The organism is Halorubrum sp. Boch-26 (assembly GCF_029889805.1).
In the GTDB taxonomy this organism is placed as follows: Archaea; Halobacteriota; Halobacteria; order Halobacteriales; family Haloferacaceae; genus Halorubrum.
Map to the genome: position 1 here is coordinate 1 of NZ_JARANT010000094.1, position 10,938 is coordinate 10,938.

At 69.5% G+C, this 10,938-nt stretch carries 14 protein-coding genes; 5 read left to right on the forward strand and 9 right to left on the reverse strand.

Annotation, left to right across the window (positions count from 1 at the left end; all coding sequences use genetic code 11):
• The coding region (locus OQF71_RS12060) for a PQQ-binding-like beta-propeller repeat protein (protein WP_280587962.1) at positions 1–1,191 on the forward strand (1,191 nt) is incomplete at its 5' end.
• A gap of 146 nt (positions 1,192–1,337) precedes the next feature.
• Here OQF71_RS12060 and ndk read toward each other — a convergent pair.
• From ndk to rpl7ae, 4 genes are read right to left on the reverse strand one after another with little or no spacing between them, the layout of a single operon-like run.
• A complete protein-coding gene (gene ndk, locus OQF71_RS12065) occupies positions 1,338–1,817 on the reverse strand; it encodes a nucleoside-diphosphate kinase (protein WP_280587964.1) in 480 nt (159 codons plus the stop codon).
• Positions 1,818–2,006, reverse strand: a complete 189-nt coding sequence (locus OQF71_RS12070) for a 50S ribosomal protein L24e (protein WP_280587965.1) — start codon at positions 2,004–2,006, stop codon at positions 1,818–1,820.
• Positions 2,007–2,009: 3 nt separating this feature from the next.
• Positions 2,010–2,234 carry a 30S ribosomal protein S28e gene (locus tag OQF71_RS12075; protein ID WP_094524828.1) on the reverse strand — a complete coding sequence of 75 codons (225 nt, stop codon included), beginning with the start codon at positions 2,232–2,234 and terminating at the stop codon, positions 2,010–2,012.
• Between the two features lie 6 nt (positions 2,235–2,240).
• On the reverse strand, positions 2,241–2,603 hold the full coding sequence (gene rpl7ae, locus OQF71_RS12080) for a 50S ribosomal protein L7Ae (RefSeq protein ID WP_280587966.1): 363 nt from the start codon (positions 2,601–2,603) through the stop codon (positions 2,241–2,243).
• Between the two features lie 228 nt (positions 2,604–2,831).
• Here rpl7ae and OQF71_RS12085 point away from each other — a divergent pair, with 228 nt between their 5' ends.
• Positions 2,832–4,319, forward strand: a complete 1,488-nt coding sequence (locus OQF71_RS12085; protein WP_280587967.1) for a bifunctional metallophosphatase/5'-nucleotidase — start codon at positions 2,832–2,834, stop codon at positions 4,317–4,319.
• Between the two features lie 126 nt (positions 4,320–4,445).
• Positions 4,446–5,003, forward strand: a complete 558-nt coding sequence (locus tag OQF71_RS12090) for a diadenylate cyclase (protein ID WP_280587968.1) — start codon at positions 4,446–4,448, stop codon at positions 5,001–5,003.
• A 74-nt stretch (positions 5,004–5,077) separates the two neighbouring features.
• Here the strand turns inward: OQF71_RS12090 and OQF71_RS12095 are convergent, their stop codons facing one another.
• The 3 genes from OQF71_RS12095 to OQF71_RS12105 all read right to left on the reverse strand — a co-directional run bounded on the left by OQF71_RS12095 (position 5,078) and on the right by OQF71_RS12105 (position 7,293).
• A complete protein-coding gene (locus tag OQF71_RS12095; protein ID WP_280587969.1) occupies positions 5,078–5,998 on the reverse strand; it encodes a tetrahydrofolate dehydrogenase/cyclohydrolase catalytic domain-containing protein in 921 nt (306 codons plus the stop codon).
• A gap of 106 nt (positions 5,999–6,104) precedes the next feature.
• The gene (locus tag OQF71_RS12100; RefSeq protein ID WP_280587970.1) at positions 6,105–6,923 is read right to left on the reverse strand and encodes an aldo/keto reductase; all 819 of its coding nucleotides are present in this window, start codon (positions 6,921–6,923) and stop codon (positions 6,105–6,107) included.
• Positions 6,924–7,050: 127 nt separating this feature from the next.
• Positions 7,051–7,293: a hypothetical protein gene (locus OQF71_RS12105; RefSeq protein WP_280587971.1), complete on the reverse strand. Its 243-nt coding sequence runs from the start codon at positions 7,291–7,293 to the stop codon at positions 7,051–7,053.
• 143 nt (positions 7,294–7,436) lie between these two features.
• On the opposite strand from OQF71_RS12105, the gene OQF71_RS12110 reads away from it, so the two are divergent.
• A complete protein-coding gene (locus tag OQF71_RS12110; RefSeq protein ID WP_280587972.1) occupies positions 7,437–7,988 on the forward strand; it encodes a hypothetical protein in 552 nt (183 codons plus the stop codon).
• 33 nt (positions 7,989–8,021) lie between these two features.
• Here the strand turns inward: OQF71_RS12110 and OQF71_RS12115 are convergent, their stop codons facing one another.
• Both OQF71_RS12115 and OQF71_RS12120 read right to left on the reverse strand, forming a co-directional pair.
• A complete protein-coding gene (locus OQF71_RS12115) occupies positions 8,022–8,417 on the reverse strand; it encodes a hypothetical protein (RefSeq protein WP_280587974.1) in 396 nt (131 codons plus the stop codon).
• Positions 8,418–8,490: 73 nt separating this feature from the next.
• Positions 8,491–9,180, reverse strand: a complete 690-nt coding sequence (locus OQF71_RS12120) for an HAD family hydrolase (RefSeq protein WP_280587975.1) — start codon at positions 9,178–9,180, stop codon at positions 8,491–8,493.
• A gap of 175 nt (positions 9,181–9,355) precedes the next feature.
• Here OQF71_RS12120 and OQF71_RS12125 point away from each other — a divergent pair, with 175 nt between their 5' ends.
• A complete protein-coding gene (locus tag OQF71_RS12125) occupies positions 9,356–10,495 on the forward strand; it encodes a CBS domain-containing protein (RefSeq protein WP_280587976.1) in 1,140 nt (379 codons plus the stop codon).
• Positions 10,496–10,938 lie beyond the last annotated feature (443 nt).

The window sequence follows — 10,938 nt, forward strand, 5'->3', positions numbered from 1 at the left end:
TTCGCGCTCGCCGGCATCGACGACGCCGCGGCCGACTCCGAGATCGTGTGGGAGACCGAGCCCGTCGCCGGCGACGACGGGAGCGGCGCGGTCGTCGCCACGATGGACGGCGACCCGGTCGTCGTCCAGTCGACGACCGCGGACGGCGAGCGGGTCGTCCGCGCGACCGCGGTCGGCGGCGACGTCGCGTGGCGAACGCCGCTCTCCGCCGTCGCCGCGAGCGACCTCGCTAGCGGGGACGGGGACGGTGATCCCCCGGAAATCAGCGGCTTCGTCTCCGAGTCGCTCGACGGCGGCCCCGTCGTCGCGTTCACGACGGACGCGGGCTCGCTCGTCGTGCTCGACGCGAGAGACGGGTCGACCCGGTTCGTCGCCGACCTCGGCGGACCGAGCGGGCTCCGACCGGCGATCGGCGACATCGACGCCGACGGCGCCGCTGAGGTCGTCGCGGCCGCGACCGACGGGACCGTTCTCGCCGTCGACGCGGTCGGCGACGTGGCCTTCGAGACGGCTCTCGGCGCGTCGGTGGACCGCCGGCCGCTGGTCGCCGACTTCGAGACCGACGAGGGCGACGGGAACGGCGGCGTAGACGGCGACGGAGTTCCTCGCGGCGTCGCGGTCGCGACCGTCGGGGACGACGAGACGACCGTCCGCCTGCTCGACGCGAACGGCGACGCGCGGTGGACCGCGACGCCCGCCGTCACGCCGCTGACGTGGACCGCGGTCGACACGCCCGACGGGCCGGCGCTCGCGCTCGGCGGAACGAACGGGAACCTCCAGACGGTCGACCTCGCCGACGGCGCCGGTCGGTTCGAGATCGGGCTCCAGGACCTCCCCGTGACGGTCGGCGACGCCGCCCCCGGCCGTATCTACGTCGGCGGGGCGGGCAGCGTCTGGGCCGTCGACCTCCGCGACGGCGAGGTCGCCTGGAAACAGCAGTACGGCGGGGAGACCCGCGTGAACCCCCCGGGCGTCGCCGACGTCGTCGGGAGCGGCGACCCCGGACCGGTCGCGGTGAACCGCGGGGGCGACGTGCTCGTCTTGAACGCCAACGGCGAGGCGATCGCGCGGGGCGAGGCGGGCGACGCCGTGGTGTACGCGGGGCCGCTGTTCGCGGACGTGACGGGCGACGGGACCGACGAGGCGCTCGTCGTCACCGCCGACGGTCGCGTCGTCGCGCTCGACGACTGAGTGATGTTTTATATACTATCCTGACAGAAAAATCGCACGACTGAGCGGGATCGTTGACGGTTATTCATCGGAAACGCGGTGTGCGGACGAGGCGGTCGATCCCGTCTCCGCGCTGGCGTCGAACGCGAGAAAATCGGTCCGCGAACTCAGTGCTGCTCGTCCTCGTACACCCACGCGGCGGTGTCGAGGCCGTAGTCGACGAGCTCGTCCTCGTCGAAGAACAGGTCGATCTCGCGCTCGTTGGCGCCCTCGTCCTCGTGGTCCGACGCGTGGATCACGTTGTGGCCGAGGTCCAAGCCGAAGTCGCCGCGGATCGTGCCCGGGGCGGACTCGGCGGGGTCGGTCTCGCCGACCATCGCGCGGACCTGTCGGGTCGCGTCCGCGCCCTCCCACACCATCGCGAAGACGGGGCCGGAGGTGATGAACTCGACGAGGCCGTCGAAGAACGGCTTGTCCTCGTGCTCGCCGTAGTGGTCGTGGGCGAGCGCCTCGTCGATCCGCATGAATTTCCCGCCGACGAGCTTCAGCCCGCGCTCCTCGAATCGGGAGACGATCTCACCGATGAGGCCGCGCTGGACGCCGTCGGGCTTCACCATCACGAAGGTGCGCTCGTCGTGGTGGCTCATCTACTCGCCACCGTGCTCGCGCCCCTCCTCGGTCCACTCGAGGTCGCGCGCCTCGCGGCCGAGGAAGTAGTTCTTCTCCGCCTTCGAGTCGACGAAGTGGAGAATCTGTCCGTCCTTCTTGACGTACATCGTGCCCGTGCCGGGCTCGATCTCCTCGCCGGTGTAGTCGCAGGTACGTGTCTCGACCATTGGTTATCGGCCTCCGATGGAGTCCGCGTCGCGCTGGGTCTCCCGGAGCTGGAGCACGTCGCCCATGCGGACGGGGCCCAGGACGTTCCGGGTGATGATCCGGCCCTGGTTCGATCCCTCTTGGATGCGGCATTTGACCTGCATGGCCTCGCCGTGCATCCCGGTCTTGCCGACGACCTCAATCACCTCGGCGGTGGTCGAGTCGTCGATACCCTCTTCTGCGCTCATGGGTGGTTATCGGAGCTCCGCGACCTTCTCGCCGATGTCATCGACGTCGTCCTCGGCGTCGCCGGCGTCCACGACGGCGGCGGCGGCCGAGCCGACTTCGAGGCCGGCGGCGTGGCCGACGTCGTCTTGGGTGTCGACGAAGACGACCGGGATCCCCTTCTCGTCGGCGAGCTCGGGGAGGTGCATGACGATCTCCTCGGGGGAGACGTCCTCCGCGACGATGACGAGGTCGGCGTTGCCGCGCTCGACGGCCTTGGTGGTCTCGTTGGTTCCTTTCTTCACGGTTCCTGTGTCTCGGGCGACCTCGAGCGTCTCGAGCGATCGCTCGGCGAGGTCGGCTGGGGTTTCGTAGTCTACGTAAACGGGCATATGTTGTTCACCTATCCTCCGTGCGGGCTCGCGTGCCCGTCCCGTGGTCGGTCCCTAACGGAACGGCACATCATCAACCCCACAGAGGCTGTGACCCGACGTAGTCCGGACGTCCATAAAAGCGCTTTCAATGTCCCCCGCGTGTGCGAGCGGGAGTCACGGGGGGAGACGGCCCTTACCCGACTCCGCGGTTTTTAAGCGTCGGTCGCCCCTCCGTTCGGACATCGAATGGTCCGTCTCGTCCACTACTCCGACATCGAGAACGTCTTCGACTCGCCCGAGCGGGCGGCTCGGCTCGCCGGTCGGATCCGGGCGCTCTCGGGGCCCGACGCCGCGGTCGTCGCCACCGGCGACACCACCGCGCCGGGCGTCCTCTCACTGGTCGCCACCGGGCGGCAGGTCCTCGACTTCTACGACGCCACCGACACCGTCCTCGACACGTTCGGCAACCACGAGTTCGACTACGGCCCTGACGCGCTCCGCGGGCTCGTCGCCGACGCGCCCGCGACCTTCGTCTCCGCGAACGTCCGCGACGAGGCGGGCGAGCCCTTCGGCCGCGCCGAGGGGGTCGTCCCGTGGACAACCCTCGAAGTCGACGGGGCCACGATCGGGTTCGTCGGCGTCACCGATCCCGCGACCGACTCGCTGAACCCGATGGCCGCCGACCTCTCCTTCGACGACCCGGTCGACGCCGCGCGCGACGCGCTCGCCGGGATGCGAGCCGCGGTCGCGGAGCGCGGGGAGGTCGAAGCGGACGCGGAGGGTGCAGAGGGCGCTGGCGCTGACGCCGACGCGCTCGATCACACCGTCGTCCTCTCGCATCTCGGCGCGGGCGACGACGACCTCGCCCGTGCGCTCGACGTCGATGCGGTCCTCGGCGGCCACGTTCACAGCCGGCGCAACGACGTCGTCGCCGGCACCCGGATCGTCCGTCCCGGCGTCAACGGCGAGACGGTCGCCGAAGTGGAATTCGGCGGCGCCTCGGGGGACGCCGCGGCGGACGGCGGCGGGAGTCTCGTCTCCGCCGCGACGCTTCACGAGCCCGACAGCGCGACGCCCGCACCGGGACTGGCCGACTCCCTCGGCGAGCGCATGGCCGCGGCCGACCTCGACGAGACCGTCGACGTCGTCGACGACCCGATCGAGCGCACGGGCGAGATCGTCCACGGCGGCGAGTGCCGCGTCGGCAACTTCGTCGCGGACGCGTTCCGGTGGGCCCACGACGCCGACGTGGGGCTCTCGAACGCCGGCGGGCTCCGGCAGGGCGACCCGTGGGCGGGCGACGTGACGAAGGCCGACCTGATCAGCCTGATCCCGTTCGAGGAGCCCGTCACGCTCGCCTCGGTCACCGGTGCGGAGCTCCACGACGTGTTCCGCGAGATGGCAGCGCCCGACGTCGACTTCGGCGAGGACGACTGGTGGCACGGCCACGTCTCGAACGCCGAGGTCGTCTGGGACGCCGACGCCGAGCTCATCTTGGAGGCGACCGTCGAGGGCGAGCCGATCGACCCCGAGGCGCGCTACACTGTCGCCGTCTCGGAGTACCTGCTTCACTCCGAACACGAGTTCCCGACGCTCGCGCAGCGCCACCGGATCGACGAGGCCGACATCCAGTACGAGGTGCTGGCCGCCTACGCCCGCGAACACGGGATCCACCCCGAGATCGAGGGGCGCATCGAGATCCGGAACCGCGCGGCCGCCGGCGACGAGGATTGAGCGGCCGGCGTCGCGAGCGTCGAATCGAGGCTCGAAGCGGTGAGGGCGGCGTCACACTGCTCCCTTGAGGTCGGTCAAACCTCTGAGAGGCTTTAACATAGTTTGTTGCGTGTGTACATGTGTCAGATGAACGCGCTTGACGAGGTGCTCCAGAAGTACGCGACGAGCCAGAGCCTGATGGATCACATCAGGTACACCGCCGAGTCGCTGAGCATGGAGTTCGATAAGTGGGGTGAACAGTACGTGAGCGGTCCCAGTCTCTACATCCTCATCGTCGCGGAGGTGAACTTCGCCGACTACACGGACCCCCTCGGCGACAACGAGTGGCCGGTCGACCGCTGCCGCGTCGTCACCGAGTCGCGCGACGTGTTCACGAAGGTCGCACGGGACGTGGCGTTCAGCCGAGACGGCGCCGTCATCGTGACCGGCGACGGCACCATTCAGCGACAGATGGTGCGCGTCCGGAATCCCTACCGGGGCGAGGTCGAGAACGTCGAGGACCTCGAGTTCCCCGACTGGATGGGGACTAAACACATGAGCGCCCTGGAGACGTCGCTCCGCGACGACGTCCTCTGGGGAGTCACGCTCAGCGAGGAGGACGGACGCGTCACCACGTTTCTGAACGGCACGTACCAGGACTACCCCCGCGACGAGATCGGGGGGCGATGGCGACCCGAGGCGTAGGCGGACGCCGCGACGAGCGACGAGCAACGACCGCGACGTTTCGGCGGGAGTGAGCGCGTCCGTCGCGGTCCCTCCTAATCGAGGTCGATCGCGACGTCGGACTGGATCCCCGCCGCCTTCACCGTGTTGTGAAGGAGCATCGCCCGCGTCATCGGCCCGACGCCGCCGGGGACCGGCGTGATCGCGCCCGCCACCTCCTTCGCCGACTCGTAGTCCACGTCGCCGACGAGCTCGTACCCCTTCTCGGTCTCCGCCTCGACTCGATTTATGCCGACGTCGATCACGGTCGCGCCGGGCTTGAGCATCGGGCCGTCGACGAACTCGGGGATCCCGGCGGCCGCGATCACGATGTCGGCGTCCGCGAGCTTCCCCTCCAGATCCGCGGTCCGGGAGTGACAGACCGTCGTGGTCGCGTTCCCGACCGGGCTCTTCTGGATCAGGAGGTTCGCCATCGGCTTCCCGACGATGTCCGACCGGCCGACGACGACCGCGTCCGCGCCCTCGGTCTCCACGTCGTACGCCGCGAGGAGCTTCTGGACGCCGTGGGGCGTGCAGGGTTTGAACCGGGCGTCGCCGGCGACGAGTCGCCCGACGTTCTCCGGGTGGAAGCCGTCCACGTCCTTCTCGGGGGCGATCCGCCGGAGGACGCTCCGTTTGTCGACGTGATCGGGGACGGGAAGCTGCACGAGGATGCCGTGGACGTCCGCGCGCTCGTTGAGGTCGTCGATGGTGTCGTACAGCTCCGCCGCGGGCGCGTCGGCGTCGATCTCGACGTGGACGCTCTCGATGCCGACCTCCTCGCAGTCTCGCTGTTTCATCGAGACGTACGTCTCGCTGGCGGGGTCGTCGCTCATCAGGACGGTGGCGAGGCCCGGTGTCACCCCGGCGTCCTCCAGCGTCTCGACGTGCGCAGTCACGTCGGTGCGCACGTCGGCCGCGACCGCCTCCCCGTCGATGATCGTCGTCGCGTCCGCGTCGTCGGAGCCTTCAGTCATACCCGAACCGACGACGAGCCGATACAAAAGTGACGCGGGATCGTGTCGATCTCGGATACTCTAGTGGTGTGTTTATACACAAATTTGGATATACTCGCGTCGCGCGCTACTCCGGGAACAGCTCCGTTTCGCGCTCGACCGCGTCGATCGCGGCGATCTCGGCCGAGGTCAGCTCCAGCTCCGCGGCCGCGAAGTTCGCACGGAGGTGGTCCTCGCTCGACGCCTTCGGGATCGTCACGACCGGATCCTTCGCGGTCGCCCACGCGATCGCGACCGACTCGGGCGTCGCGTCGCGCGCCTCGGCGACCTCGACCACGGCGTCGACCTCGCGCACCCGATCGCCGGCCAGCGGCGAGTAGGCGACCACGGCGTAGCCGTGCTCGCGGGCGTGCTCCAGCAGTTCCGGCTGATACAACAGCGGATGCAGTTCGGTCTGGTGAGCCGCCAGCGGTGCGTCGAGGACCTCGGTCGCGCGGTCTAGGTGGTCGAGCTCGAAGTTCGAGACGCCGGCGTTCCGGATGACTCCCTCCTCGACCAGCCGATCCAGCGCGGGCAGCGTCGCCTCCGGCTCGTAGTCGCCCCGCGGACGGTGGACGTACAGCAGATCGAGCGTCTCGACGCCGAGCCGGTCGGCGCTCTCGCGGGCGGCCGGGCCGACCGCGTCGGGGGCGAGGTCGTCGATCCACAGCTTCGTCGCGACGGTCACGTCCTCGCGGGTCAGGCCGTCGCTCGCCCCGTCGCCGGCCACGCCGTCGCGGGTCGCGTCGCTCGCGGCGAGTCCGGCAGCGAGCCCCTCGCCGACGACGGCCTCGTTGTCGTAGATCCGCGCGGTGTCGAGGTGGCGGTAGCCGACCGAGAGCGCGGTCGCGACCGTCTCGGGGTCGCCGATTCCCATGGTGCCGAGACCGACGGGAGGGAGGTCCATGTCGGGGTGTCCGCCCGGCCGAGCCTAAAAGGGCCCGTCTCTACGCGCTCGGGCCCAGTCGCTTTCTCCCGTTTCGTCTCGGACCCGAGGCGCGTCGCCCTCTCGCCGCGCCCCGCCGGCGCGCCCGCTATCGACGAGTCAGCGCGACGAGGAGCGCGATGCCCTCGACCGCCGAGAGCGCTCCGGCCGCGACGAACCCGACGACCCAGAGCGCGACCGCAGCGCCGACCAGCGCGTGTCGGCCCGTTCGACCCACGAGCCGGTCGTACAGCGCCGCAGAGGTCCCGCCGTCGACCCGTCCGTCATCCGTGGGGCGGTACGGAGTGACCGGTACTACGGTCGTGATACGCTCTCGAATCCGGTTGCTCACCTCGATAATTTAAGCTGTTCCAGGCGGAACGCCAGACACCCCTCCATGTCGCTTCGCCCCCTCCCCCGCGGTTGGCAAGTCGCCATCACGCCGCGAACGCCGTCCCTGAGGCTAGGTCGACCGAGAGCCGCGACCTCCGACCGATGAGCCGGTCGAGCGCGTGGTCGTTCGCCACCGCCCGCGGGTCCGTCCGCGTCGCTCCCGACGAACTCCGGATCCGCCGCGGCGTGACCCGAACCGTCGCCGAAGCCGGCAGCGCCCTCGCCGCCGGGCGCCTCCCGTCGGCTCTCCGGGACGTCGGCTGGACTGGAATCGCGGCCGTCACGGCGGTCGTTCCCGCCGCGGTCGAGTGGCTCTTACAGGGCGGCGGAACCGTGCAGACGACGTTCGGCCTGCTCGGTCTACTCGCAGCGGTCGGCGGCGTCGCCGTGTCAGTCGCCCGCGAGCGGACGGCGGCGATCCCACTCCGCGACATCGAGCACGTCGCCTTCGACGAGGGCGAGCTCGCGATCGTCCACCGGAGCGAGGCGGACGACGAGCGCGAGACGGAGCGAGTCCGCCCCCTCGACGACGCGCAGCGGGCCGACGCGGCGGTCGCGCTTCGGCTCCGCGGGGTCGACCTCCGGGGAGTCGAGGGCGACGAGGCGGTCTCCCGGACCGTCATCGACGTGCCGAAGACCGAGCTGCTCGCGTGACTCTCCCACCGGGCGGTCAGGGAAAGGGGTCCGCTAGACCGCGAACGACACGTCGCGGTCGACGACCGCGCATCCCTGCGTCGCGAACGCGTCGGCGACGTCGACCGCGGCGGTGGCCCACTGGAACGCGATGACCGGGGCTGTCGCCGACGCGAACTCCTCGATCACCCCGTCCGGCGGCGCGTCCGTCCGGAGTCTGGTCGTCCCGCGTCTCCGGAGGAGCGGAGCGCGAGTCGCGACGAGACGCGCGCCGCCCACCGCCAGCGCCGACACGATGTCTAGGCGAGCGTACGCGACGAGGACGGTCCCGGCGACGGACAGCGCGACGAACCTACTGACGGCCAGCTCGACGCGGCGATACCGCTTCGCGACGGACCGCACGTCCGAGCGCCGACCGTCGGCGTCCGGGCTCGCGGAGGGCGGAGACACGAGCGGTCACTCGGCCACGGGTTGATTAGTGGTTGCGGTTCGACGAGCGAGAGTCCGGCCGCACCGACGATCGTTAAATCCGATCGCCAACGTCGGGGTTCACCGGCGCTCGCCCGCAGATGCCCACGAGGTCGTGGAGGTCGTCGATCTCGTACGTCGGCTGGCAGGAGAGCTCCGCGGACCGACGGTGCGGGCGCCGGACGAACGCGGAGTCGATACCGGCGTTGTCGGCGGCGTGCACGTCCGACTCGTTGTCGCCGACGAACAGGGCCGTCTCGGCGCCGAGGTCCTCTAAGGCGCGTTCGAGGTAGTACGGCGACGGCTTCTTGCGCGATAGGCTGGCGATCGACGGCTCGCGGCCGTACGCCACCGCGAACTGCCCGGCGAGCCCGAAGTGGTCGAGGACGGCGTCGACGGTCGCCTGCTGGTTCGACGAGACCACGCCGAGCGGGGCGTCGAGGTAGCGGAGCGCGTCGACGTCCTCGTACGGCGTCTTCCGGCCCTTCCGCGCCGCGTCGATCTGGGCGGCCGAGGCCATCTCGTCGCGGACGCGCCAGAACTCCACCGGGTCCACCCCGTAGCGCTCGCAGATGTCGGCCAGCGTCGCGGGGTCGACGCCGACGGCGACGTCGTCGACGTGGGCCAAGTCGGGATCCTCGACGCCGAGGCTCACGAACGTGTCCCAGGCGGCCTCCCGGAGCGTGTCGAACGAGGTCCGCCCGACGAGCACCCCGTCTTTGTCGAGGACGACGGCGTCGTACACGGCCCACCCTCCGTGGGTAACCGGGAAAAAGGTTTCACCGACCGGTGTACCGCCGGGCGTGCGCTCGTCGTCCCCGGTGGAGTCGACTTCCTCGGGACGCGCTCGTCTGACTCCCACGGCCTACGACGACTCCCGCACTTTCAATACCCGGCGCGTCCAACCCTCAGATTGGACCATGAATATTGTTGATATCGCGGTGCCGGAGTACGTCGAAGTCGACGTCAGCGAACGACTCGCCAAGGTCCGGTCCATCTTCGAACGCGAAAATCCGAAGGGGATCGTCGTCACCGAGGACGGCGAGTACGCCGGCGTCGTCGGGGAGAAACAGCTTATGCGCTCCCGGATGGAGGACGACACCAAGGTGTCGGCCGTCATGAAGTCGGCCCCGTCGGTCGACCGCCACGAGGACATCCGTGAAACCGCCCGCCTCCTCGTCGAGGGCAACGTGAAGATCGCGCCAGTGTACGAGGGCGAGAAGCTCTACGGAATCGTCACCGTCGATCAGATCCTCGAGGCCGTCCTCGACAGCCTCGACGCGATCACCGTCGGCCAGATCGCGTCCGAGGACGTGATCGGGATCAGCGAGAAGGACAGCGTCGGAAGCGCGATCAACCGCCTCCGCGAGAACGGCATCTCCCGGCTCCCAGTGCTCGACGAGGAGGGACAGCTCGTCGGCGTCGTGACCACGAACGACATCATCGAGTTCGTCGTCCGCGACCACGAGCGACAGGGGAGCGGCGACCGCGCCGGCGACATCGACCGAATGCTCGACATCCCCGTCTACGACATCATGTCGAGCCCCGTCGTCACCGCGAACGCCGAGGAGACCGCGGAGACCGTCGTTGGCCGCATGTTCGACAACGACATCTCCGGACTGATCGTCACCCCCAGAAACGTCGACACCGTCGCTGGCGTGGTGACGAAAACCGACGTGTTGCGCGCGCTCACGTTCACGGAGCAGAACTCGATGGACGTCCAGATCACCAACGTCGACCTGCTGGACACGACCTCGCGCGAGCACATCGTCGAGTCCATCGAGCAGGTCGCGAACAAGTACGCGGACATGCACGTCATCCACGCGCACGTCCGGCTCCACGCGCACAAGGAGAAGCTCCGCGGCACGCCCCTGATCCAGTGTCAGATCCGCCTCCGGACCAACGAGGGCCAAGTCGGCGGCTCCGGTGAGGGGTACGGCGCCGAGCACGCCTTCCACGTCGCGCTCGACAAGCTGGAGCGCAACGTCTTAGAGATCAAGGGCGTCAACGCCGACGAGGAGTACCGCGGCCAGCTGCTCCGCAAGCTCGGCGAGCTGTGAAGCGGTAGGCCGTCTGACACCGATCGGCGGTTTCGGCCGCTCTTCTGTCTGTTTTTTCGTTATTCCCGGCTCGCCGACGGGCGTTCCGACAGCGATCTCAGCCGCTCCCGACGCCTAGTCGCACGAGCAGCGTCGCCGCGAGCAGCGCGAGGATCCCGGCGGTCGCTCCGAACCCGGGTGCCTCGTCGTCGGAGGTGTCGTCGTCGACGGGCGCGTTGGAGTCGTCGTTTTCGCTCGCCTCGACGCCGTCGGCAGGGTCCGCACCGCCGGTTCCGCCGCCGGCGCCATCGCCGCCCTCTGGCCCGCTCGCGTCACCAACGTCGCCTGTTGCCTCGTCGATCGGATCGTCCGTTTCGTTGGTCAGCGCGTCAGTCCTGTCTATGTTATTCTTTTGTCGCTGCTGTCGTAAAAACTAGTGTAAATCTGGGTGGAGGCCGTAACAA

Bases quoted from the DNA above. Each gene is read 5' to 3' on its own strand.
- ndk (WP_280587964.1), bottom strand. From the start codon at position 1,817: ATGAGCCACCACGACGAGCGCACCTTCGTGATGGTGAAGCCCGACGGC.
- OQF71_RS12085 (WP_280587967.1), top strand. From the start codon at position 2,832: ATGGTCCGTCTCGTCCACTACTCCGACATCGAGAACGTCTTCGACTCG.
- OQF71_RS12095 (WP_280587969.1), bottom strand. From the start codon at position 5,998: ATGACTGAAGGCTCCGACGACGCGGACGCGACGACGATCATCGACGGG.
- OQF71_RS12070 (WP_280587965.1), bottom strand. From the start codon at position 2,006: ATGGTCGAGACACGTACCTGCGACTACACCGGCGAGGAGATCGAGCCC.
- OQF71_RS12110 (WP_280587972.1), top strand. From the start codon at position 7,437: ATGAGCCGGTCGAGCGCGTGGTCGTTCGCCACCGCCCGCGGGTCCGTC.
- OQF71_RS12075 (WP_094524828.1), bottom strand. From the start codon at position 2,234: ATGAGCGCAGAAGAGGGTATCGACGACTCGACCACCGCCGAGGTGATT.
- OQF71_RS12090 (WP_280587968.1), top strand. From the start codon at position 4,446: ATGAACGCGCTTGACGAGGTGCTCCAGAAGTACGCGACGAGCCAGAGC.
- OQF71_RS12100 (WP_280587970.1), bottom strand. From the start codon at position 6,923: ATGGACCTCCCTCCCGTCGGTCTCGGCACCATGGGAATCGGCGACCCC.
- rpl7ae (WP_280587966.1), bottom strand. From the start codon at position 2,603: ATGCCCGTTTACGTAGACTACGAAACCCCAGCCGACCTCGCCGAGCGA.
- OQF71_RS12125 (WP_280587976.1), top strand. From the start codon at position 9,356: ATGAATATTGTTGATATCGCGGTGCCGGAGTACGTCGAAGTCGACGTC.